The following is a 24527-nucleotide window of genomic DNA, read 5'->3' as shown; positions in this document are numbered from 1 at the left end:
GATCGTACGAATTCCGTCATGCGTTCGAGAGTGAGTTCATTCATTGGTGTCCGTCGTGGCGGGCATCTGGAAGTGGTTAAACGGTTTTCGAGGCCCATCATGCAAGCGAAGAGTCGAGCGTTACAGGATTTCGGCGCGACCTTTCTGGGACCCGCATTACATGCCTACGCCGACGCCATCGAGGCGGAGTCGGCGGGGCATCTTCCGGTCTGTCTGGCCCGGGAAGGGTGGTGTTTCCATCGTCTTCTCGGTCGGCTCAAGCGTGAAGGGCTCATCGAGCTCGAACATGACCCAGTCTATCTGCGCGTGTCTCGAACCTTGCTGTTCCGGGCCATGCTGGGTTCGTCGACGATCATGCCGATCGCGCTGGGCAGCGACTTCAAGGGCAGCGTGCTGGATCTGATGCGCAAGCGCTTCGGCCTGCAGCTCCACGAGATCTTCGCCGTTCTGCCGCTGGAGCTTTTACGCTTCCAGTGCGAGCTGCCGCAGGACCAGGACAAGGTCAGCCAGTGGCTGGCAGCGCATCTGCCCGCGCTGACCGAGCTGGTGGCGCCGACACGCAACGCGCTCGTCGCCTATCTGGCGCGATCCGGACTCACCGATTCGCGCATGAAGCCCCTGATGCTGGACCTGGGATACGCCGGGACTATCCAGAAAATCCTGACTCACGTGCTCAAGCGAGATACCGACGGTCTCTACTTCATTGCGACCAAGCCCGGTGACGCCCCGGTGGGAAATCATCATGCCCATCTCAAAGGCATCTTTCACGAAGGCGTCGGCTGGCGGAGCGGCTGCGTGATGCTCGATCGTTCGCTGCTCTTCGAGTCGCTGCTGACGGCACCCCAGGGCCAGATGGTCGACATTCGTCAGAAGCACAACGGGGAATTCGAATTCTTTTACGGCCGTGAAGCCGCGACGCAGCGCCACTTTCAGGATCTGAAAATGGTGTTCGACGGCGCGATCGATCACGTCATCGACTGTCGACGTCACGGTGTGAGCTATACCCCGACCGATGTACAGAATCTCTACGAAGTGTTCGCCACGCGTCCCAACTGCATTCCCAGAGACGTCTGGCACTTGTTCAGCGTGGATGACGACATTACCGGCAATGGACTCATCAATCCGTTGAAGATGTTCGCGATATAAAAAAGCCAGAGGATCATCTCATGAAATCAGCGGGGAAAATGACATCGCTACTGCCGTGGCTGTTCCAGGATTCGTCCCGGCGCGGCGCGAAGAAGCGACGCGGCCAGCGGGACAAGCTGGCGCGGGAGGAAGCGCCGTTGGAGATCGCCTCGTTGGACGGTGATACCGCCATGGTCAACGCAGCCGTCGGCGATCGCGTTCGCATCGAAGAGCGACCGGTCGCCGTGGCCGTGCGTGAGGCGCTTTTCAGCATGTCTCGAGGCGGTGGCCCGGGGTTGTCGCGCTCAAACAGGCAGCGGGAGAGAGCCAAGGATGAGGCGGCCATGAACCCAAGCGATGACATGCAGCGCGACCTGCAGGCCGAACGCGGTGAGGCTGAGGCCTACACCTTGCCTGCTGCATCGCTGCCCTCGCTCGGCGAGGGGATGGGTGACGCCGTGGCGGCGGAGAGACCGACCGAGCCGATGACGGCACAGGACTCGATGGTCGCAAGCTTGGGCGCGCATCGCTTGGGCGCGCATCGCTTGGGCGCGCATCGCTTGGGCGCGCACCCAGAGCGCGCCATGCTGCAGTCGGCGAATTCGGAAGCGCTCGAGCTGTCGTCGAGACCGGCCAGGCGAGCGGAGGTCGCACGAGACCCCGACGCGGGACGCCAAAATATCGAAGCGATGACGTCGGATCGGGACGATCGGCCAACGCCCGCCCAGGGCGCTGCCGACGACTCGGCGACACCGGGCGAGTCGCCGAGGCGTTCGACGGTTTCAGCGTCTGCCGGCGGCCCGGGGCCGGCTTCGAATGATCCGAATGACGGCGGCGGACCCGACGACGAAACGCCGCCAGGCGCCGGGTCGGTAGCCAACCCTCGCGCTGCCAATGACGAAACGACGCTGTCACTGGTGGATCGCCTCCAGCAGCTCGAGCAGCGCTCGGCGCTGGCCAATCAGCAGGCGATGATGGACCGCGTCTATCAAGAGGCGCTGAAGAGCGAGCTCTTCGACCCGAAGTGGTACCAGGCCACCTATCGCCAGACGTTCGAAAGTCCCCGGGCGGCGTTCGACGACTATCTGCGCAAGTCGCGTTTTGCGCCGGTCAATCCGTCGCCCCGATTCGACAGCGAAACCTATCACCGCATGTACATGGACGTGTTCCACGCCCAGCAGAGCCCGCTGCAGCACTACCTGCTGCACGGTCGTACGGAAGGTCGAGTCCACGCGCCAGCGACGGTGCGTTGGTTCCCGCGCGAGGTGATCGAACCGGCCGCGACGCTCAGCGAGGCGGCGAGCGAGTTGAAGGTCGCACTCTGTCTGCACGTCTTCTATGACGACTTCATCGACCGCTTCGCCAATGCCATCGCGGCGTTTCCGGTCACGGTCGATGTGTTTCTGACGCTGGCGGATGCCAAGTTCGAGACCCGGGCGCGCGAGGTCTTCGAGCAGCACGCGCGAGTGGGACGAGTCGAGACGCGTGTCGTTCCCAACCGCGGGCGCAACTTCGGGCCGATGCTGGTCGAGTACGGCCCGGCGCTGGACGAGTACGACCTGCTATGTCACCTGCACTCGAAGAAGTCGCTCTACTCCGGCAAGGAGCAGACCCAGTGGGCGGAGTACCTGATCGAATATCTGTTGCGCGACGTCTCGGTCATGACGCGGCTGCTCAATGCGTTCGCGGGCGATGACACGCTCGGCATGTACTACCCGACGACCTTCTGGATGATGCCGGGCTGGGTGAATCATCTGACCATGAACAAGGGCGCGGTGCGCGACTGGCAGAACCGTCTGGGGCTGGGGCGCATTCCCGACTTCTTGAGCTACCCGGCCGGTGGCATGTTCTGGGCTCGTCCCAAGGCGCTCGAGGGCATCTTCGATCAGACCTGGGCCTACGACGATTTTCCGTCGGAGCCGCTGCCCAACGACGACTCGATGCTCCATGCCCTGGAGCGAGTGATCGGGCCGCTGGTGGAGCATCTCGGTTACCGGCAGCTCTTCTTCTACCCGCCGACCGGGCAGTTCACCACCGATAACGGCTACATCACGTCGAGCTATCACGGCCACCTCGACCACCATCTGCCGAGCATCCAGGCGCACCCCTGCGTCAGCTTCGATGTCTTCGACACGCTGGTGAGGCGCCGCTACACCATTCCCGATTACGCCAAGTTGAAACTCGGCGCGCGTCTTCAGACGCAGGGCATCGTGGAGAGCGCGCAGGCATTCGTGGCGCTGCGTAACCAGACGGAGTCGGATATGCGGCGGCGCGCCAATTTCCAGGGCGACGTGCGTATCGCCGACATCTACACCGACATCGGCGAGCGTCTCGGCGTCGAGGATGCGCAAGCCCAGACGTGGATGAATCAGGAATTCGAGCTCGATCTCGAGATGATTCTGCCCAAGGACGAGATGGTCGAGCTGTTCAATCACCTGGCGGCAAGTGGCCACATTCTCTGGGTCATTTCCGACAGCTACTACACGCGCGACCAGGTCGGATTGATGCTGCGCAAGGCGGGCGTTTCCGCCGCCTATCGGCTGATGGTGTCGAGTGAAGAGCAGGCACGCAAGGACAACGGCACGCTCTGGATCAAGGTGAAACAGGATCTCGCCAGAGAGGGAATTTCACGCCATCTACACATCGGCGACAACGTGGTCGCCGATGCGCAGCGTCCGGGCGACATGGGCATGACGACATTCCACATCCTGCATCCGATGGATAAATGGCGCGCGCTCGGATTTCCGGACGTGCTGGAAGGGGGGGAGTCTCTCGACGAACAGGAGATTCTCAAATGGGGACGCTTGATCAGCGAGGTTGGACGTAATCCGTTCATTGGCCAATGATGAAAAAAGACACGCTTTATCTCCACGTAGGTTGGTCCAAGACGGGAACGTCGGCGATTCAGGCGCAGATCCAGGCGCAGAACGCGGAGTTTCTCGCTCGCGGCATTCTCTATCCGCAGTCGCTGCAGTGGCCGGATCATTCTCACCATCCCTTTGCGCTCGCCTTTCGCAACGCCGGTGTCTACGCCAGTGACATGTCGCCGGCGCAGGCAGTGGACAAGCTGGAAGCGGAGGTGAGCACGAGTAATGCCGACAACGTGCTGATCTCCTCGGAACTGTCACCGTTCTATTTCGACAATCCGCGGTTCCGTCAGTTCGTGGGCCAAACATTCCGCCAGGTCAAAGTGATCTTCACGCTGCGCTGCCAGTCGGAGCTGCTGCTGTCGCTTTTCAATCAGCTGGTGAAAGATCCCAACATTCGCTATCCGTCGTCGCTCTTTGCCCTGGCGATGAACAACGTCAACTGGCTGAACTATCACCAGACGATCAAGCGCTGGGTGGATGTCGTCGGCCGGGAGAACGTCGTCATCGTGCCTTACGGTCGTGACGTGGTGGATCGCTTCCTGGGGCTTTTCGACGTTCATTACCGTCAGACCGAGACGGGCGAGGCGACCATCGTCAACCCCTCGGTCCCCACTCGCTGTCTGTCGATGATTCAGTCGAAGACCCGCCAGGCGAGCAACAACGAGGAGTTTCTGGCCATTCGCGATCGCATCATCGTCGCCTCCAAGTACGTCGACGGCGATCAAGACAAGCACGTGCTCTTTGCCGTTCCCGAGCAGCAATCCTTCGATCAGTACTTCAAACGCTCCAACCAGACGCTGGCGGAGCAGTTCGACTTCGACGTCGGGTTGCTCGAAAAGTCGAGCTACAAGCCGGTGCTGGTGCTGCCGCCCAATTTCAATCTCGAAGCCTGTCAGGTGGCCTAGAACGCGTCGACGTCGAGCGTGCCGCTCACGTGCGCCCGACTCGTTTTTCGACAGGAGAACGTCATGAATAACGCCTGCTTTACGGCACTGACCATGGTGAGAGGGGAAAGCGACATCGTCTGGTCGTCGCTCGAGCACCACGCGCGTCTTGGCTTCGATCGCTTGATCGTCATCAGCCATCTCGAGCACACCTTCCTGCGCGACTGCGTGGATGTGCTTCGCGAGCGCTTTTCCGACTGCGAGATCGATCTGATCGAGCTCGAATACGACGGCAACTTCTCGCAGAAGAAGGCGTTCTACGTCAATCGGGCGCTGACGCTCTTTCTCGATCCGAAGCGGGAGAACCACGTGTACTGCTTCGACGCCGACGAGTTCCTCTCGCTCGGGCCGTATCGAGACGTGCACGGCTTCTACCGGGCGTTCGCCGAGAGCCTTCCCGAGGGCGGCAATCCCAACGTCGCCTCCCGCTGCTTTCTGCTGCCCTGGCTCAACCTCATCCCCAAGACGCAGGCGTTCGGCGCTGCGGACCTCACCGCCCAGTTTCTGTCAGCGGAGTACTTCTGCGTCGATCGGCGTGAGGAGAGTCGCACCAAGGTGCTGTTCCAGAAGAACGCCGCGACGCGCATCCATATGGGGTACCACTTCTCGTTCGACTCGCCGAAAGACGTGGCCATGATGATGACGCCGGCAGCCAAGCGTTTCGTCGAGACCACGGGTTGCTGTGTCTACCACGTCCCGCTGCGAAGCTTCGCCCAGTTCAGCGACCGGCTCGCCGTCTACCGTCGCAGCGCCACGCAGACCGAAAAGTACAACACGCTGATCGCGCTCTCCGACGGCCGAGAAGAGGACTTTCTCCAGGCGCTGTTCATGGCGTGTACCGCGGCGCAGCCGCTGTTCTCGACGCTCGACGAGGCCGCCGGGGTCTTCGGCGACGCCATTGTCGACAAGAAGCTTCAGGCCATTACCCGCTTCATTCACAAGCCGCGAGTCGACGTCGGCGCCGTGCTGGCGAAGGCGACGGAAGTGCCGGAGACGACGTCGCGGACGATTCGGGACGACGTGACCGCGGCCTCGGCCGTGACGTCGGCATAGGAGAGAGCGATGCGTCAGACAGGAATTCGACGATGAACGAGTCGACGGCTCGTCCCCGCCATGCGTTTGCGATCGCCGCGATCATCAAGAACGAGGCGCCGTACCTTGCCGAGTGGATCGCCTATCACCAGCTGATCGGCTTCACGCACTTTTTCATCGCCGACAACGGCAGCGAGGACGGTGGCGGCGAGATGCTGGCGGAGTGGGCGCGTCGTGGGTGGGTGACCACCCGGCGCTGGATGCCGGAGGAGAAGGCACAGACGAGCTGGTATCGCTACGTGCTCGATGAGTATGGCGACCAGATCGATCACCTGGCGTTTCTCGATGCCGACGAGTTCCTGGTGCATCCGGAGACGGATCGGCCACTCGAGTGGCTATCGCCGGTGCTGGCACGGGCCGATGTCGGTGCCGTCGCGGTCAACTGGCGCATCTTCGGCTCGTCCGGCATGCGTCATCGACAGCCCGGCGGCGTTCTCGCTCGCTTTCGGCGGGCGAGCCGTGTCGAACGTCAGGTCAACTGCCACGTCAAGTCGATCGTCAAGCCGCGTCACGTGCAGTCGATGACCGCCCATGCCGCCGTGCTCGAACCGGGCTTTGGCTACGTCACCGCGGACGGCCAGCCCGCGGCCTTCGTCGACGGAAAATCGGCTTCCGGGCGGACTCAGACGGTCTCCCCGACGCCGCTGAAGATCTATCACTTCAACGTCAAATCCCGCGATGAGTTCGTCGACACGAAGATGACCCGCGGACGCGCCAACATGGGGCCGAACCACTCCCGGGACATGAACTACTTCCGTCATCACGACCTCAACGAGGAGCCGGCGGCGCTCCCCGACGGGCTGTTCACCCCGCTACAGGCGCTGATCGCCCGCTTGAGCACGGCGGCACGCGAGGGCTCGGCACTGGCGGCCACGTCATCTGACGTCATGTCAGCGCAGACCGCGCCACCGCGCTTTTTCGTGCATATCCCCAAGACCGCGGGGACCAGCTTTCGTCTCGGGGCCAAGCAGTATCTGGGCGAGGCTCACGTCTGGCACGACTACGGCGAAGCGCAGCGCGAGACGGCGCCGGCCGTGGTGCGCTGGGCCTACGAGCGGCGTGACTACTGGTGGCTCTGGCAGACGGTGCGCGAGAGCCGGATCGCGCTGCTCGCCGGCCACGTGCCGTTGGCGAAATACGCGCACCTTGCCGGGCTGCGCGACTGCTTCACCTTCGTGCGCGAGCCGCTTCAGCGTATCGCCTCGGACTATCACCACTTCGCTCGCCATCACGGCTACGAGGGGAGCTTCCAGGACTTCTATCGGCGTTCGGACATGGTCAATCGTCAGAGCCGGTTTCTCGAGTCGACCCGGCTCGAGGCGCTGGGTTTCGTAGGGATCACCGAGCGCTACGCCGATTCGCTGGCGCTGATCAACGATCTCTACGGCTGGGCGGTACCGGGGCTCAAGGAGAATCTCGGGCACGCCAGCGCCGAGCACGTCTACGAGATCGGCGCCGACGATCAGGAGGCGCTGCGGGCGCTGAATCTCGAGGACATCCGGCTCTACGAGCAGAGCCTGCGCATCTTCGAAACGCGCCTTGCGCTCTGGAAAGCCGGCCAGCCTTTCGTTCACGGGGCGATCCAGCAGTGCCTGTCGGACCGTGTGGTTGGCTGGGCCTGGTGGGCGAGTGAGGACATGCCGGTAGAGCTCGACGTCTGGGTCAACGGCATTCGCGTCGGCGGCTGTCTCGCCAACGCCCTGCGCCCCGGCTTCTTGCGCTGGGGCGCCCCGCGCGGCGCTTACATCGGCTTTCATCTGCCCCTCGATGCCGAACCCGGCGACCGCGTCGAGTGTCGCGTCGCTCTCACCGGCCAGTCGCTCGGCGAGCAGCGTATCGCTGCCACCGAACGCATGGCCGCGACCACGGAGGCCTGAGGTCATGTCGCCACGTCCCGTTTCGCTCGTCCCCCCCGAGGTGGCGCCGATCCCGTTACGCCAGCGACTGCAGTCGGCGGCACGATTGGTGTGCGCGCCGCGTCTGCGGCCCGTGCATCAGCTCGAGGCGCTCGCGCCGGATTCGGCGGCGGCCCGGGAGGGCTTCGCCTGGCGAGCGACCGGCGAGGACCCGCAGTTCCTCTGGCTGCGTCGGCTACCGCTGCCGGGCTGGAACATGCTGGAAGTGACGCTGGCCCACGATCAGCCCAACGCTGCGGTCAGACTCTATCTCGATACCGGTGAAGGCTTCAGCGAGGCGCAGAGTCTCTATCTGGTGCTGTTGCCGGGGCGCATGAGCAAGCGGCTCTGCTATATCCCGCCGGGGACGCGGGCGATTCGTTTCGATCCGCTGGAGACGCCGGGAAATCTGGCGATTCGCCATCTCCGGCTGGTGTGGCTGCTGCCGGGCTTCGCTCGCGACCGCCTCGCCCAGCGCCTGTGCAATCTACACCCGGAGTGGCTGGAAACGCCGAAGTCGCGGGTCGTGTCGGCGCTCAAGGTCTCCGCGCGAAATCGCGGCGAACCCTGGCTGCCGCTGGCGCTGGCCCACTACGAATCGACCTTCGCGCGACGCTGCGCGGGGCGCAGCTACAGCGAGTGGCTGCGCGGACAGACGCCGCTGTCGGCGGGGGCCATCGCCCAGCGCATCGCGCGTTTCGCCCACCGGCCGCTGGTCTCGATCGTGGTGCCGGTGCACGACCCGGCGCCTGCGCATCTGCGCGAGTGCCTGCAGTCGGTGATCGACCAGCACTATCCGCACTGGCAGCTCTGCATCGCCGACGATGCCTCCCGCGACCCCGAGGTCTGGGAGACACTGTCGCGTATCGCGGCGAGCGACTCGCGCATCGAACTGATTCGGCGCGAAACCAACGGCCACATCTGCGCCGCGAGCAATACCGCACTGGCATTGGCGAGGGGGGAGTTCGTGGCACTGCTCGACCACGACGATCGTCTGCACCCCGAGGCGCTCTTTCGGGTGGTGGAGGCGCTGCAGGACAACCCCGGTGCCGAGGTCTTCTACTCCGACGAGGACAAGATCGACGATCGTGGCCAGCGCTTCGATCCCCACTTCAAGCCGGCCTGGAACCCGGATCTGCTGCTGAGCCAGAACTACATCTCGCATCTGGGCGTCTATCGCCGGGAGCGGCTGACCGCCCTGGGCGGCTTTCGGATGGGGTTCGAGGGCAGTCAGGACCACGATCTGGCGCTGCGCTTCGTGACGGGGCTGGCGGCTGACACCATCGTGCGAGTGCCGCACGTGCTCTACCACTGGCGCGCGGCCACCGGTTCGACCGCGACGGCGGCTGCGGCCAAGGATTACACCTGTCGGGCCGGGCTCGCAGCGGTACGCGAGCATCTCGAGCGTGCCGACCTGGCCGCGACGGTCGAGGAGGGGCGCTATCCCAACACCTACCGGGTGCGCTGGCCGCTGCCGTCGCCGGCGCCCAAGGTATCGCTGCTGGTGCCGACCCGGGATCGTATCGAGGTGCTGAAACCCTGCCTGCAGGCGTTGCTCGAGCGCACCGACTATCCCGATTTCGAGCTGCTGGTGCTCGACAACGGCTCGACTTGCCCGGAGACGCTGGCGTTTCTGGAGACGATCGCAAGCGACCCCCGGGTTCGGGTGCTGCGCTGGCCGGCACCGTTCAACTACTCGGCGATCAACAATTTCGGGGCCCGCGAGGCCAGCGGGGAGGTTCTGGCGCTGATCAACAACGACATCGAACCGCTCAATCCGGACTGGCTCACCGAGATGGTCAGCCAGGCATGCCGGCCGGGCGTCGGCTGCGTCGGCGCAAAACTCTACTACCCCAACGGCACGGTCCAGCACGCCGGGGTGGTGCTGGGTATCGGCGGTGTCGCGGGGCATGCGCACAAGTATTTCTCGCGCCACGAACCGGGCTATTTCTCTCGACTGCACCTGGTCCAGAACTACTCGGCGGTGACGGCCGCCTGTCTGGTGGTTCGACGCGAACTCTTCGAGACGGTCGGCGGGCTCGACGAGGCCAATCTGGCGGTGGCGTTCAACGATGTTGACTTGTGTCTGAAGGTCGGTGAGGCGGGCTACCGCCACGTCTGGACCCCTTACGCCGAGCTCTGGCATCACGAGTCCGTCTCGCGGGGGGCCGACGATACGCCGCAAAAACGGCTGCGCGCGGCGGGCGAGGCGAACTACATGCGCGCACGCTGGCGACACCGTCTGTTCGATGACCCCGCCTACCACCCCAACCTGACGCTGACTTACGAGGATTTCTCGCTGCGTTGACCGGCACCGCCGAGCCTCTCGCGCGTGTCCATTTCTTCAAGGGGAATCGATCATGACTTATCCGCGCTGGGTCGTATTGAGTGACGGTAGCTGTCCCACCGAGGACATCTACTTTCTGCGGTCGGTCGCTCCCTGGCTTCAGACGCGCGGGGCCGAGGTACGGCGTATCGATACCAGTTACTGGCGGTTGCCGATTCTCTGCATGCCGTGGCTGGTCGGCGAAATGCGCAGCGCCCATGTGATCGTCTGCCGTTCGATCAATACGCACTGGCTTTCCTGGCTGGAGAACAACCGTCGTCAGATGGCGTCGATTCGCTATCTGATCGATGACGACATCGCGGCTGCCGCGCTGGACCCGCGCCTGCCCGAGATCTATCGCCGGCGCATGGCGCACATTGCCGCCAACGTGCAGCCGCGACTGATGGCGATCTGTGACGAGATCGTCGCCTGCAGCGAGGGCCTGGCGAAACGCTACCGGGAATTTCACTCTTGTGTGTCGGTACTCACGCCGTCGCTGATCGTCGCGCCCCCCGCGCGAAACGATACCCCGATCTCGGCGACTTCCTCGTCGGTGGTGGGCTTTTTCGGTTCTCGCGCCCACCTGGCGGATCTCGAGTCGATCACGCCGGCGCTGGTCGAACTTCACGGCAGCCACGCAAGCCTCACCTTCGAGATCATGCTCGGCGATCACTCACCGGCCTCGCTGCAGTCGCTCGACCGCGTACACACCCCGAAGCCCATGAGCTGGCGGGCCTTTCAACGCTATCGTCAGCACCAGCGAGTGGACATCGCCCTCACGCCGATGGTCGACACGCCGTTCAATGCCGGGAAATCGCACATCAAGTTCCTAGATAACGCCATCACCGGCAGCGTCGGGGTCTACAGTGCCTGCTCACCCTATCGCCATATCGTCGAGCACGGCGCGGACGGCTTGCTGGTGGAGAATCATGCGGGCGCCTGGAAAGCGGCGATTCAGCGGCTCGTCGAGCGACCCATCGAGGCCCGGCGCATGGCGGGCAATGCGGCGCGCAAGGCGAGGGAACTGGGGGATCCGGTGCAGGCGCAGGCCTTCTGGTGGCAGCGTCGCTAGCCGATCGTTGACCGATCCATTTCGTTCTTTTACGGCCCACCGTTCTGCCGCGCCCACCGTTAGCACCGGTGGGCGCGGTCGTTTGGCGAAGCTGTCTCAACGGTGGGTGACGAACGGTGAGCGCGGCAAACGGTGAGCGCGGCAAACGGTGAGCGCGGCAGAACGGTGGGCGACGAGCAGTACTGCGCCACCGACATGCCCATCCGATAGGCTATCGGCGAGGCGGCCGATTCTTAATAGGCGACACGGGCGTAGGAGTGGCGCAGCAGTGTCTCCAGCGGCGAGTCGCTGTCGATCAAGCGAGGGGCGGCGTTGATGACCGCGAGTGCGCGACCGCCGGGACTGTAGAAGTCACCATTGAGCTGGGTGGCGTGGATGAGTACGCGCCGGTAGATGTCGACGAGACTGGCATCGGGAGACGGCGGGGCGTGCCAGAAGCGATCGAGATGCTGGCTGGCAGCGAGTCCGGAGAACGCGCAGGGTAGCGCGGCGAGCGTAAAGGCCGGGCAATCCGCCTGTAGCGCCAGAAGCGCCTGCGGCAGATGGGGCGTCACCCAGCCGGCGGCGGCGCTCACCGCCGTCGTCGATGGCGGGCCGATGATACCGAGCCGGCCCTCGAGCCCCCAGCGACGGGCCAGATGTCGCAGCCGACGGGTAGACGGTATCGAGCGGTGAAAGGCGCGGCGAGGATCGACGAGCAGGAGACGACAGGCCGGGGGGCCATGACGGGCGAACGAGGCAATGACACGCTCCAGTTCGGAGAAGGCGAGCGTGGGGCGACCACTGGGTTCAGCAGCCGAATGGCCCCTCGGTCGATCGCCCGAACGGGATGACGACGACAGCGAGAGCAGGAAGTAGGGCGCGGCGAGTCCGGTGGTTCGACGATTCGTCGCTCTGAGGGCTGGCGCCCAAACCGAAGTTTCGGCCCGGGGCGAAAACGAACGCGCGGTCGCGGCGCCATCGCGGGGCACACGCTCGAACGAAGGGGGCGGCGAGGCGCTCTCGCTGTAGCGTCCGGGTAACCTCAGCAGAGGATTGAGGATCGCGACGCCCCGTTCGAGCGTCCCGAAAAGGCCGCGCCGGGTGCGGCTGTCACCAGTGGCGCGCGCGGGCAGAGCTGGCGCGAGACGCCGGTTTGCCTGGTGGTACCACTCGGGGTCGTGAGGCAGCAGCGAGCGCTCGTGCGAGCCCTCTCGTTCGAGCGTGATCCAGTCCGGGGCGAGATATCCCTCGTCGAAGACATGGTTGCGAATACCGTAGCGCCTGGCGAGCGGGGCGGCGATGGCGTGCCATGGCCGAGCGTCGCGAAACAGGATTTGGTCGGTAACGCCGTACTCGCGCCAGAGCGTCGTCAAGGTGTGATCCAGCATGCCCAGCGGGAGTCGGTGAAACAGGGCCGGCGAGTGGTGCCAGAAGAGGGCATCGCCAGCCTGAAAATGCAGTTTCACGACCCGGTGTCCGTCGGAGAGTAGCCGCTGCGCCAGCTGTTGAAAGAACGGCGATGGCGGACCCTGCAGGAAGAGAAACGTGCGCTGATGATGAAACATCGAGTTACCCGGTGGCATCGACGAAAGCCGACTCGGGGTGTGGCGCGGGGCAGTCGTGACCCGGCAGTCGGTAAGGGCACTCTAGCCTGAACCCGAAGCGTCGCCATGAACCGTTTTCGTGAACGTGGCGATGGGAAATCGTCATTTCCCGGTCTGTGCGCGGTATGACCTGTCTCAGTCCGAGGCCTGCGCGGATATGGTTGCATCGTCGAGAGCCTCGAGCGATCCCAGTAGCCGGTGGATCTCCGGCGTAGCGAAAAAGCGTACCAGTTTATCCGCACCGACCGGGCCGATACCGGGATACTGTTGCCATTGCGTCCGGCTACGCCCGGCGAGCGCTGGCAAGGGACTGGACAGCGCCTCGGCCCGCATGGCCTTGGGCACCCCGGGGATGCCGAGCGCGACGAGCCAGCGAGAAAGGGGCTCGGTTCGCGTCGCGTCGAACGCTTGGGCCCAATTGGCGGCGCGAGTCGCGCCGACGCCGGGAAGCGTCTTCAACTGCGCAGGCGAGAGCGTTCGCCAACCCAGTAGGTCGTCGACCAGCCCGGCGTCGACCAGGGTCGCCCAGCTTTGCTCGCCGACGCCGCGGATATCCAGTCCTTCACCGCCGCCGAGCCAGGTCAGCCGAGCGATGAACTGCTCGCGACAGCCCTCGGTGGGTCGCAAACAGGTGAACGGTCCATAGCGCGACGCGTTCGGCACGGTGAGAGCCTGGCGTGGCTCGGCCGGGATCACCACGCGGTCGAGACGCGGGATCGTGGCGCCGGCGAGACTCAGCTGAACCTGGTCCTCCGGTCGAACGTCCAGCTCGACCCAGCGATCGACCGAGCCAAGGCTGACCGAACGAACCACGCGATCGTCCAGGCGCACCGGCTGCAGCGTGGCGACCGGCGTCACTCGACCGGTTCGGCCAACGGTAACGTCGATGCGCTCCACCGTGGCGAACGTTTCAACGGCAGGGTACTTCCAGGCCCGGCTCCACGCCGGTGGCGCGGCTTCCCAATGCTCGCCCGGCGGACGATCGGCACGTTTGACGACGACACCGTCGGTAGCAAAGGGTAGCGATGCGCGGTACCACCGCTGGCGCCAGTCGGCGACGGTGTCGAGGGACTCGACGGGATGGGTGAATCGCCGGGTTTGATCGAAGCCGAGCGCGCTCAGGCGCCGCAGCCGCTCGGCGCCGTTTTCTGGGCCGTCCGGCCAGCCCCAGGCGAAAAAACCGATCCGTTCGCGATCCGCGGCGATGAGCGTGTGGCGGGACATGAGGCCGGCCACCACGGCGCGTGCGCCATCGGTACCGTCACGCCGCTGAACGTGATCCGTCTGGCGCAGATAGAGCTCGCCCTGGAGCGTGATGCTGCCGGCGTTCGCCAGACGTGTGCGCACATGGGGCAGGGCGCGGACGGTGTCGGTCCAGTCTTCGCCCGTAAGGCCGTTGCCGCGGCTGATCGCGCGGGTGAGTTCGCCGTCACGATAGACCAAGGTGACCGCGACACCGTCGACCTTGGGCTGAACCCAGAGTGTTCGATCGCCTTGTGCCCGAAACCAGCGGTCGAACGCCTCGCGGTCCGGCGTCTTCGCAAGCCCGGTCTGGGCGTAGGGGTGGGCCGTCTCTCCGCTGTCGACGAAAGCATCGCGGCTCGCCGAGCTTGCCGGCAGCCCGGCACAGTTTCGGAGCCGCGCGAGGCGCCGCTGGGCCTCGTCGTAGACGCCGTCGGTGACCTGCCGCACGCCGTCGCCGTAGTAGGCCGCGTCCCAGCGCTGAATCCGTTCGGCGAGGGTATCGATTCGACGCCGCAGTACCGACTCGCCCTTTACCGGCGCGGCTGCCTGCTCACAGCGAGCGCCGACCGCGACGGAATCGGCGACGACAGAACTGGCCGCGATAGCATCGTCGGCGACAGGATCGGCAGTGACCGGATAGGGAGAACACAGCAGGGTGAGGGTCGCGATGACGGCAAATCGGCGAAGCATGAGAACTCTCCGAAAGGACGGATGTACCCGTTACAACGACGAGGCATGCCATTTCTGAAGGGAGCGTGCGCCGATACCGCGGCGAGGATGATGCCAGCGCGGACGCGAGCGCCGAGATGGCGCGGAGGACGACAACGCCGCGGCTGGCGGGTGAGTGTGGCGCCGACAGCCCCAGCCACTGAATCAGGCACCATGCAAAAGCCCCACGCGGGCGTGGGGCTCGGTCACTGCATTCGATGCCGAAACCGCCGGGTCTCAGCGAGCGGCGGGCTGCTTGAGCTGCACGTAATCCAGCAGGATCTGTGCGGTCTCCTGAAGCTCGGCGCGGTCGAGCGGTTCGGCATCGTCGGTGGTCTGCTCGGATTCGGCGCCGTCTGCCGTCGACTCACTGGCGTCGCGAGCGTCGACCCAGTCCTCGAGGGGCTCGAGACCCTGCGCTCGGCGGCGCTGATTCTCGAGGGCGAGCTGTTCGCTTTCCTGCGCATCCATCTCGCGCTGACGCTGCTCTCGATTGAGACTGATGCTCGTCTGCTGTTCGCGCAGGCGCTTGCTCAACTGGGCCTGTTTTTCGAGGTAGACGAAGTCGGGGTCGGTGGCGATACGCTGCTCGTGACGATCCTGCAGCGTTTCGAGATAGCGCCACGGCTGGCCGTATAGCTGGTACTGAACGGGCCGGACTCGGTCCCAGGGGAGGGCATTGTCGAGAGCGCTCTCGCCGATTTGATCCGGGTCGATCAGGCTCGGGTAGAGGATGTCGGGTTCGACGCCGCGGTGCTGCGTGCTCTCGCCGGAGATACGATAGAACTTGGCACGTGTGAGCTTGATCTGGCCGTGGCTCAGGTCGTTCAGCGTCTGCACGGTTCCCTTGCCGAAGGTGCGGCTACCGATGACCAGGCCTCGGCCGTAATCTTGGATCGCACCGGCGAAGATTTCGGAGGCGGAAGCCGATAGCCGGTTGACCAGCACGGCGAGAGGCCCGTCGTAGGCGGTACCGGCGTCGGTGTCACCGTAGAGGTTGATGCGGCCGCGGGCATCGCGGACCTGAACCGTCGGGCCGCGGTCGATGAACAGGCCGATCATCGAATTGGCTTCCTGCAGGGCGCCACCGCCGTCATTGCGCAGATCGAGCACGATCCCTTCGACGTTCTGGGCCTTGAGCTTTTCGATCTCCTTGGCCACGTCTCGCGTCGTGCTGCGGTAGTCCGTTTCGCCCGCTTGCCAGGCATCGAAATCGACGTAGAACGCCGGCACCGTGATGATGCCGATCCGCTGCGTTTCGCCATCGCGAGTCAGCGTTTCGACGCTGCTGTGCGCCGCCTGATCCTCGAGCTTGACCGTGTCGCGAATGATACGAACTTCCTGCGTCCGGGTGACATCGACCGCCTTGGCGGGAATGATCTCGAGCCGCACCGTCGAACCTTTCGTGCCGCGGATCAGGTCGACGACTTCGTCGAGACGCATCCCCACGACATTGACCATGTCGCCATCCTCGTCCTGACCGACCGAGACGATCCGATCCGCAGGCTGAAGCACGCCGCTCTTGTCGGCCGGGCCCCCGGGAACGAGGCTCGATACCTTGACGTATTCACCGTCGTTCTGGAGTAGGGCGCCGATCCCCTCGAGAGAGAGTCGCATCTGGATGTCGAAGGATTCACCCTGCTGGGGCGAGAGATACTCGGTATGCGGATCGACGGTGCCGGTCACTGCCGCCATCACCAGCACCAGCACGTCTTCCGGCTTGGTCTGCCGCACTCGGTTGAGCTGATTGGTATAGCGGTCGTGGAGCGTGTCCTGGATGTCTTCCGGGGACTGATCGCTCAGCGACAGCGTGAGCGCCGCATTTTCCAGGCGACGGTTCCAGAGCTCGTCCAGCGCCTCTTCACTGCCCGGCCACGCAGCGCCTTCTCGATCGAGTGCCAGCCGCTCGCTGGAGCTGTAGTCGTAGTCGAGGCCGGCGTCGACGCGATCGACAAGCCACTGAAGGCGCGATTCGACGCGTTCCTGATACCGGTTATAGAAGGCATAGACTCGATCCAGTTCGCCATTCTCGACCGCCTCGTCGAGCGACGTCTCGAGATCGCTGAACTGGTCGACATCGCGCTGAAGGAGATACGAGCGCTGCTCGTCGAGCACGTCCAGCAGCCGCGTGAAGGCGCGCTGCGACCAGTCGTCGTCGAGGTTCACATCGGCGTAGGAGCCGTACTGTAATGACTCTGCGACTTCGATCGCCGCTTGGCGCTGCTCATCGGTTGGAGTCGGCGCGGCAAGCGCCGCTGCGCTCCATCCCATCACGAGCAAACACATGGCCGCGTGCCTGGCGGCGACAGTCAGGGTCATCAATGAAGCACTCCCGGTTTCCTGTACACTCTGTTCCCTAGAATACGACCGAATTCATGAATCCGATTCAGCTCCGAAGCCCATTGTAGCAGTCACTCCGACTGACCACAGATCGCCATCAGAGGAACCCGATGACCGAACGTGTTGCCGACACCGCCACTATCGACCGTTTGATCGACTTTCTTCGCCGCTCCCCGTCACCCTGGCACGCTACCGCCAATCTGGCGGCGCGGCTCGAAGCCGCCGGATACCGCCGACTCGACGAGACCGAGAGCTGGACGCTGACGCCCGGCGACAAGGTCTACGTCACGCGTAACGATAGCTCGCTGATCGCGCTACAGCTGCCGGCCTCGAAGCTCGAGGCGCTGCGTATGGTCGGTGCGCACACGGACAGCCCGGCACTGCGATTGAAGCCTCAGCCGGCGCAGGTCAACAAGGGTTGGCTACAGCTCGGTGTTCAGGTCTACGGCGGGGCGCTGCTGGCACCCTGGTTCGATCGCGATCTGGGCCTTGCAGGCCGAGTGCATGTTCGTCGAGGGGACGGGCGACTGCAAGGAGTATTGATCGACGTCGCCGAGGCCGTCGCTACCATCCCGAGCCTGGCGATCCACCTCGACCGCGAGGCCAATAGCGGTCGCGCGGTCAATCCGCAGACCCAGATGGCGCCGCTGTTTCTGCAGGGGGGCGAAGCACCGGATTTCGACCGCCTGCTCCTTGACTGGGTGGAGCGCGAACACGGCTTTACCGATGCCGAAGTGGTCGACTTCGAGCTGGGTTTCTACGACGTGCAGCCTCCGGCGCGGGTCGGTGTCAACGGTGAACTCTTGGCGAGCGCCAGACTCGACAATCTTCTCTCCTGCTTCATTGGACTCGAGGCGCTGCTGGCGGCCGACGGTGAGCAGGGCGCGGTACTCGTCGCCAACGACCACGAGGAAGTGGGCAGCGCCAGCGCCTGCGGTGCCCAGGGTCCGTTCCTGGCCGACGTGCTGAGACGCGCCAATGCGGCGCTCGGCGAGCCCGGTGACGAAGGTTTCGTCAGGCTGATCCAGCGCTCGCTGATGATCTCGTGCGACAACGCGCACGCGGTGCATCCCAACTTCAGCGACAAGCACGACCCCCAGCACGGCCCGGCCCTCAATGCGGGGCCGGTGATCAAGATCAACGCCAGCCAGCGTTACGCGACCAACAGCGCTACCGGCGCGCTGTTTCGCGATCTGTGCCGGGAGGCGAACGTGCCCGTTCAGGAGTTCGTAACCCGTGCCGACATGGGCTGCGGCAGCACCATCGGGCCGATTACCGCTACCGAACTCGGCGTGCCCACCATCGACGTCGGTGTGGCCCAGCTGGGTATGCACTCGATCCGGGAAACCACCGGTACCCGAGATCCGGACTATCTGATTCGCGCGCTGACCACGTTCTTCAACCGGCCGTCGCTAGCGGTGGGTTGAGCAGGACGACGCTGCTGCAGGCGCGGCGGCTTTCTACAGTCATAAAGCGGGTCGCGCCACCGTCCTCTATCGATGAATAGGAGATGTTCCATGCTCGAGACCCCTTACCTGCTATTCCTGGGGGACGTCCCCGACCCGCTCTCTGCCAAGGTCGCTCAGGGTATCCGCGACTGGCGTCCGGAGTACGCCCTCGGGCAGTACCGCCTGCCGGGCTGCCAGGCCGACATGCAGCTGCCGGACCTGGACATCGAGGCGGCTGTCGACCAGGGCGCGAAAACGCTGGTGATCGGCGCCGCCAACCGCGGCGGAGTCATCTCGCGCCGCTGGATCGCGGTACTCAAGGAGGCGCTCGCCGCCGGTATGGACATCGCTTCCGGCCTGCATAATCTGCTGCGCGACGAGCCGGAGCTGGTCGAGGCTGCCGAAACGCATGGTGGTCGACTGATCGATGTGCGGGTGCCGCAGGTGCAGTACCCCATCGGTGACGGCAAGAAGCGGCGCGGCAAGCGCTGCCTGGCGGTGGGGACGGACTGCTCCATCGGCAAGATGTATACCGCGCTGGCGCTGGATATCGCGCTGCGCGACGCCGGGACCAAGTCGAGTTTCCGCGCCACCGGCCAGACCGGCATTCTGATCACCGGCCAGGGGGTGCCGCTGGACGCCGTGATCGCCGATTTCATGGCCGGTTCCATCGAGTGGCTGACACCGGACAACGACGACGATCATTGGGACATCATCGAAGGGCAGGGCAGTCTGTTTCACCCTTCCTACTCGGGCGTCACCATGGCACTGATCCACGGCGGCCAGCCCGACGCGCTGATCCTCTGCCACGAACCGACCCGAACGCACATGCGTGGGCTGCCGCACTACCAGCTGCCGACGCTGGAGCAGCTGCGAGACACGGCGCTGCCGCTGGCGCGCGTCGTCAATCCCGCCTGTCAGGTGGTCGGGGTCTCGGTGAACACCGCGGCCATGGACGCCGAAGAAGCCGAGGGCTATCTGCAGGGTCTGGAGGCGCGTCTGGGCCTGCCGTGTGTCGACCCCTATCGCCAGGGCGGTAAGCGGCTGGCCGAGGCGGTGTTGGCATGCTGACGCTGACGGTCGAGGAGCAGGTATTTCCGCTCGCTGAGGTATTCACTATCTCCCGCGGCTCGCGCAGCGATGCCCGGGTGGTGGTGGCGACCCTCAGCGATGGCACTCACATCGGGCGCGGCGAGTGCGTGCCCTACGCCCACTACAGCGAGTCGGTCGAGAGCGTGATCGCCCAGATCGAGTCGGTACGCGACGATCTGGCCAAGGGCATGGATCGACAAGCGCTGCAGTCGCGGCTTGGGGCCGGGGCGGCGCGCAACGCGCTCGACTGCGCGTTTTGGGATCTCGAAGCCAAGCTGGCTGGCCAGCCGGTGTGGCAACTGGCACAGATGGAGCCCCCGCGGCCGGCGATTACGGCGTTCACGCTGTCGCTGGACGCGCCGAAGGTGATGCGCGACAAGGCGCGGCAGCACGCGGAGAAGCCGCTACTGAAGCTCAAGCTCGGTGGCGAGGGAGACATCGAGCGTCTGCAAGCGGTGCGCGAAGGGGCGCCGTCGGCGCGGATCATCGTCGATGCCAACGAAGGCTGGGATGCCGAGGCCTACGAACGTCTGGCGCCGGTACTGCTCGAACTCGGCATCAGCATGGTCGAGCAGCCGCTGCCGACGGCTGTCGACGAAGCGCTGGCGGCGATCTCCCGACCGCTGCCGGTATGCGCCGACGAGGCCTGCCACGATCGCGGATCGCTTTCCCGGCTCGTCGGCCGCTACGACATGGTCAATATCAAGCTGGACAAGACCGGCGGTCTGACCGAGGCGCTGGCGTTGAAGCGCGAGGCGCAGGCGCAAGGTTTCGAGGTCATGGTCGGCTGCATGGTGGGCTCGTCGCTGTCGATGGCGCCGGCGCTACTGGTGGCGCAGGGCGTCGCGATCGTCGATCTGGACGGGCCGCTGCTGCTGGCCCGGGACCGCGAGTACGGTATGGTATTCGACGTTCAGGGGATCCATCCGGCAGATCGCAGGCTCTGGGGATGAGTCGGCACATGATCCCGCAACAGATTCGTCTCGGAGAGCGCGCATGACGCAGCGAACGGTTTTCGTCAACGGTGACTATGTCGATGAGCGCAAGGCCACCGTCTCGGTCTTCGATCGCGGCTTTCTCTTCGCCGACGGTGTCTACGAAGTGTGTTCGGTACTCGACGGCCGTTTGATCGACTTCGAGGCGCACGTGCGCCGATTGCGTCGTTCGGCGGGCGAGCTCGAGATCGCAGTGCCGTGGAGCGATGACGCGCTGCTCGAGATCCACCGCGAGCTCCTGCGGCGTAATGAGCTGAAGGAGGGGATGGTCTATCTGCAGCTGACGCGCGGCAGCAGTGGCGATCGCGATTTCCACTACCCCGAAGCGGTAACGCCCACGCTGGTGCTCTTTACCCAGGCCAAGTCGCTGGTCGACGCGGCTTCGGGGCGTCGTGGCATCCGCGTGGTGACACAGCCGGACTGGCGCTGGGCCCGACGCGATATCAAGACGGTGCAGCTACTCTATCCGGCGATGGCGAAGATGGCCGCTCGCAACGCGGGCGTCGATGATGCCTGGATGGTTGAGGACGGTTTCGTTACCGAAGGCGCTTCCAACAACGCCTGGATCTTGACGACGGAAGGGCGTCTGGTCACCCGCGAACTCTCGCACGACATCCTGCCTGGCATCACCCGCGCGGTGGTGTGTGAGCTGGCCGAGACGCTCGATCTGGTGGTGGAGGAGCGGGCGTTCACCGTCGAGGAGGCGCAGAGCGCCGCCGAGTGCTTCGTGACATCGGCCTCGTCGTTCGTGACGCCGGTGATCGAGCTCGACGGGGTCGCCATTGCCGATGGATATCCTGGCGAGGTAGTGCGTCGCCTGCGTGAGCGCTATATCGAGGAAAGCCGGCGTCGCGCCCTGTAACGTTGAGCCCTGGCGTCGCCGAGGTCCGGCGCCGATTGGGCGAGATCAGCAGGGCCTTGGGCGCGGCGGCTTGATGGGGCCGAGCGCAACGCGACACACACCCACAAAAAAGCCCACCGTGAGGTGGGCTTTTTCGATGCTGTCTGGTGGCTACGCCCTGATTCGAACAGGGGACCCCATCATTATGAGTGATGTGCTCTAACCAGCTGAGCTACGTAGCCGATGTCGTCTCGCCTGACGCGTGACAACGGAGGCGAATATTACCATAACCCGATGATGCGTCAACGAATTTCTGGCATTTTCGCCGTTCGCTTTAGACGTTGAAGCGGAAGTGCATCACGTCGCCATCCTTCACTACGTACGTCTTGCCCTCGAGACGCCACTTGCCGGCTTCCTTGGCGCCGTTCTCACCGCCGAGAGCGACGAAGTCGTCATAGCTCACCACCTCGGCACGGATGAAACCCTTCTCGAAGTCGGTATGGATCGCACCGGCCGCCTCCGGCGCGGTAGCGCCGATCTTCACGGTCCAGGCGCGGACTTCCTTCACGCCGGCGGTGAAGTAGGTCTGCAGGCCGAGCAGACCGAAACCGGCGCGAATCACGCGGTCGAGCCCCGGTTCTTCCATGCCCATCTCATCGAGGAACATGGCGCGCTCCTCGTCCTCGAGCTCGGAAATTTCCGCTTCGAGTTTGTTGCAGACGGGCACGACCACCGCGTTCTCCTCGGCGGCGATCTCGCGAACGATGTCGAGATGCGGATTGTTCTCGAAGCCGTCCTCGGTGACGTTGGCGATGTACATGGTCGGCTTCAGCGTCAGAAAGCCGTAGCTACGGATCTGACGCTGTTCGTCGGCATCCAGGGAGAGGCTGCGCAGCGGCTTGCCCTCTGCCAGATGCGGCTGGATGCGGTCGAGGATCGCCTTGGTGGCCACTGCCTCTTTATCCCCGCCCTTGACCGCGCGTGCCAAGCGCTGGATGCCGCGCTCGACGGCGTCGAGATCGGCCAGCGCCAGTTCCAGATTGATCGTCTCGATGTCCGCACGCGGATCGACCTGGTTGGAGACGTGGATCACGTTGTCGTCGTCGAAGCAGCGGACCACGTGGGCGATGGCATCGGTCTCACGAATGTTGGCCAGGAACTGGTTGCCCAATCCCTCACCCTTGGAGGCCCCCTCGACCAGCCCGGCGATATCGACGAACTCCATGGTGTTGGGGAGCACCTTCTGCGGTTTGACGATCTCGCTGAGTCGGTCGAGACGCGGATCGGGCATCGGTACGATCCCGGTGTTCGGCTCGATGGTGCAGAAAGGAAAGTTCTCGGCGTCGATGCCGGAGCGCGTCAGCGCGTTGAAGAGAGTCGATTTGCCCACGTTGGGCAGGCCGACGATGCCGCAGTTGAAACCCATGGTGCGTTCCTGAAGGCTAGTTCTGAAAGCCGTATCTGTAGACACGGCGAAAGAGCGAATGGCGCGCATTCTACGGGACGTCGCCTGTCCGGGCCACACTCTTGGCGTCGAGCGTCGAGATGCTAATAACGCAATATCGAACCACGCGAACTGTTGATGCTATTGCGGGAAAGGAAAAAGGAGAGAAACGCAGGCGGGGGAGGGGTATCAGCTCGGTTTGAAGCTGTGCAGGCGATTCATCGCTTTGGCCCAGTCACCCTTGAGCGCATCCGGAAGCGTCATGATGATCTCGTCGATGACATCGTCGATGGCCTGACGTTCGGCCTTGCCGGGCCGGCCCAGTACGTAGTTGGTGACGAGCTTGGCATTGCCGGGGTGGCCGATGCCGATGCGCAGGCGGTGAAAGTCCTTGACGTTACCCAGAGCACTGACGATATCGCGCAGGCCGTTGTGGCCACCGTGACCGCCGCCGGTCTTGTAGCGCGCGAGTCCTGGATCGATATCGAGTTCGTCGTGGGCGACGAGCAGTTCTTGCGGGGTGATCTTGAAGAACTGACACAATGCGGCCGTGGAGGCGCCGCTGCGATTCATGAAGGTGGTGGGGTTGAGCAGGTGCAGATCACGTCCACCGAGCGTGATCTTGGCGTAGAGCCCCTGAAACTTACGCTCGGGACGCAGCGATACCGCTGCGTCCCGGGCAAGACGCTCGACCAGCCAGGCGCCGGCGTTGTGACGTGTCTCCTGGTACTCCGACCCTGGATTACAGAGGCCGATGACCGCTTTGACTTCACTCATACCACCTGCCTGTGCTGATCACGTCGTCGAGGCGCTTACGCCTCGTCTTTCGGCTCGCCGTCTTCGTCGACGCCTTCACCGGCCAGCTCGTCATCACGTACGACGGTCGGGTGAGTCACGCTGACGACGCCAGCGTCGTGCTCTTCACCGTGGGACAGCTCGACCAGCGTCAGGCCTTCCGGCAGTTTGATGTCGGAGAGGTGGATGGTCTCACCGAGCGCCAGGTCCGCGACGTCGACTTCCAGGTACTCCGGAAGCTTCGACGGCAGGCAGCTGACCTGAACGTCGTTGTTGAGCACGTGCAGCACGCCGCCTTCGTCCTTGACGCCCTTGCAGTCTTCCTCGTTGAGGAAGTGGAGCGGAACGTTCATGGTGATTTCGTGCGTGGCATCGACACGCATGAAGTCGGCGTGAGTGATCAGCGCCTTGTACGGGTGGCGCTGCAGATCGCGGATAACGACCTGCTCGCTCTTGCCGTCGACTTCGATATCGACGATCGAGGAGAAGAACGCCTCGTCTTCGATGGCCTTGTAGAAGGCCGGCTTGTCGATGGTGATCGGCTGCGGCGCGGTCTCACCGCCGTAGATGATCGCAGCGACCTGTTCGTTCTTGCGGCGCAGGCGGCGGCTCGCACCCTTCCCCAGCTCCGTACGAACGTTGGCAGTAAGCGTGTAATGGGACATCGATTGTCACCTCTATTGAGCAATAAAGGAGAGCGGCACGGCCC

17 protein-coding genes and 1 tRNA gene are annotated in these 24527 nt (G+C 64.3%); 11 read left to right on the top strand and 7 right to left on the bottom strand.

The window, feature by feature from the left end; all coding sequences use genetic code 11:
- Positions 1 to 99 precede the first annotated feature (99 nt).
- The 7 genes from DOM33_RS02970 to DOM33_RS02940 all read left to right on the top strand — a co-directional run bounded on the left by DOM33_RS02970 (position 100) and on the right by DOM33_RS02940 (position 11324).
- Complete coding sequence (locus DOM33_RS02970) at positions 100 to 1146, top strand: HAD family hydrolase (RefSeq protein ID WP_110665667.1); 1047 nt, start codon at positions 100 to 102, stop codon at positions 1144 to 1146.
- Positions 1147 to 1166: 20 nt separating this feature from the next.
- Positions 1167 to 3971: a rhamnan synthesis F family protein gene (locus DOM33_RS02965; RefSeq protein WP_204352591.1), complete on the top strand. Its 2805-nt coding sequence runs from the start codon at positions 1167 to 1169 to the stop codon at positions 3969 to 3971.
- On the top strand, positions 3971 to 4900 hold the full coding sequence (locus DOM33_RS02960) for a hypothetical protein (protein ID WP_110665665.1): 930 nt from the start codon (positions 3971 to 3973) through the stop codon (positions 4898 to 4900). Before DOM33_RS02965 ends, DOM33_RS02960 begins: the two co-directional genes overlap by 1 nt.
- A 63-nt stretch (positions 4901 to 4963) precedes the next feature.
- Positions 4964 to 5992 (top strand): glycosyltransferase family protein, encoded by a 1029-nt coding sequence (locus tag DOM33_RS02955; protein WP_110665664.1) that lies wholly within the window; start codon positions 4964 to 4966, stop codon positions 5990 to 5992.
- A gap of 32 nt (positions 5993 to 6024) precedes the next feature.
- On the top strand, positions 6025 to 7908 hold the full coding sequence (locus DOM33_RS02950) for a glycosyltransferase family 2 protein (RefSeq protein ID WP_110665662.1): 1884 nt from the start codon (positions 6025 to 6027) through the stop codon (positions 7906 to 7908).
- Between the two features lie 4 nt (positions 7909 to 7912).
- Positions 7913 to 10234: a glycosyltransferase family 2 protein gene (locus tag DOM33_RS02945; RefSeq protein ID WP_162617870.1), complete on the top strand. Its 2322-nt coding sequence runs from the start codon at positions 7913 to 7915 to the stop codon at positions 10232 to 10234.
- A gap of 52 nt (positions 10235 to 10286) precedes the next feature.
- Entirely contained in the window at positions 10287 to 11324 is a 1038-nt protein-coding gene (locus DOM33_RS02940) for a glycosyltransferase family protein (RefSeq protein WP_110665658.1), read from the top strand.
- A gap of 233 nt (positions 11325 to 11557) precedes the next feature.
- On the opposite strand, the gene DOM33_RS02935 is transcribed toward DOM33_RS02940, so the two are convergent.
- From DOM33_RS02935 to DOM33_RS02925, 3 genes are all read right to left on the bottom strand, one after another.
- Positions 11558 to 12871 (bottom strand): capsular polysaccharide export protein, LipB/KpsS family, encoded by a 1314-nt coding sequence (locus tag DOM33_RS02935; protein WP_162617869.1) that lies wholly within the window; start codon positions 12869 to 12871, stop codon positions 11558 to 11560.
- Between the two features lie 174 nt (positions 12872 to 13045).
- The gene (gene ligB, locus DOM33_RS02930) at positions 13046 to 14845 is read right to left on the bottom strand and encodes an NAD-dependent DNA ligase LigB (protein WP_110665655.1); all 1800 of its coding nucleotides are present in this window, start codon (positions 14843 to 14845) and stop codon (positions 13046 to 13048) included.
- 255 nt (positions 14846 to 15100) lie between these two features.
- Complete coding sequence (locus DOM33_RS02925; protein WP_110665653.1) at positions 15101 to 17182, bottom strand: carboxy terminal-processing peptidase; 2082 nt, start codon at positions 17180 to 17182, stop codon at positions 15101 to 15103.
- A 131-nt stretch (positions 17183 to 17313) separates the two neighbouring features.
- On the opposite strand from DOM33_RS02925, the gene DOM33_RS02920 reads away from it, so the two are divergent.
- From DOM33_RS02920 to DOM33_RS02905, 4 genes are all read left to right on the top strand, one after another.
- Positions 17314 to 18630 carry a M18 family aminopeptidase gene (locus DOM33_RS02920; protein ID WP_110665651.1) on the top strand — a complete coding sequence of 439 codons (1317 nt, stop codon included), beginning with the start codon at positions 17314 to 17316 and terminating at the stop codon, positions 18628 to 18630.
- Between the two features lie 90 nt (positions 18631 to 18720).
- Positions 18721 to 19722, top strand: a complete 1002-nt coding sequence (gene dgcN, locus DOM33_RS02915; RefSeq protein WP_110665650.1) for an N-acetyltransferase DgcN — start codon at positions 18721 to 18723, stop codon at positions 19720 to 19722.
- On the top strand, positions 19716 to 20696 hold the full coding sequence (dgcA, locus tag DOM33_RS02910; protein ID WP_110665648.1) for an N-acetyl-D-Glu racemase DgcA: 981 nt from the start codon (positions 19716 to 19718) through the stop codon (positions 20694 to 20696). Before dgcN ends, dgcA begins: the two co-directional genes overlap by 7 nt.
- Before the next feature lie 43 nt (positions 20697 to 20739).
- Complete coding sequence (locus DOM33_RS02905; protein ID WP_110665646.1) at positions 20740 to 21600, top strand: D-amino-acid transaminase; 861 nt, start codon at positions 20740 to 20742, stop codon at positions 21598 to 21600.
- A gap of 144 nt (positions 21601 to 21744) precedes the next feature.
- Here DOM33_RS02905 and DOM33_RS02900 read toward each other — a convergent pair.
- From DOM33_RS02900 to DOM33_RS02885, 4 genes are all read right to left on the bottom strand, one after another.
- Positions 21745 to 21821 (bottom strand) — tRNA-Met (locus tag DOM33_RS02900).
- A 92-nt stretch (positions 21822 to 21913) separates the two neighbouring features.
- Positions 21914 to 23005: a redox-regulated ATPase YchF gene (gene ychF, locus DOM33_RS02895; RefSeq protein ID WP_110665644.1), complete on the bottom strand. Its 1092-nt coding sequence runs from the start codon at positions 23003 to 23005 to the stop codon at positions 21914 to 21916.
- A gap of 207 nt (positions 23006 to 23212) precedes the next feature.
- Entirely contained in the window at positions 23213 to 23800 is a 588-nt protein-coding gene (gene pth, locus DOM33_RS02890) for an aminoacyl-tRNA hydrolase (RefSeq protein ID WP_110665642.1), read from the bottom strand.
- A 35-nt stretch (positions 23801 to 23835) separates the two neighbouring features.
- Positions 23836 to 24483 carry a 50S ribosomal protein L25/general stress protein Ctc gene (locus tag DOM33_RS02885; protein WP_110665640.1) on the bottom strand — a complete coding sequence of 216 codons (648 nt, stop codon included), beginning with the start codon at positions 24481 to 24483 and terminating at the stop codon, positions 23836 to 23838.
- Positions 24484 to 24527: the final 44 nt, after the last annotated feature.

Origin of the sequence: Salinicola halophilus, assembly GCF_003206155.1 — a bacterium.
In the GTDB taxonomy this organism is placed as follows: domain Bacteria; phylum Pseudomonadota; class Gammaproteobacteria; order Pseudomonadales; family Halomonadaceae; genus Salinicola; species Salinicola halophilus.
The sequence above is the reverse complement of the archived record's forward strand: the minus strand, read 5'-3'. Positions and strand labels throughout refer to the sequence as shown.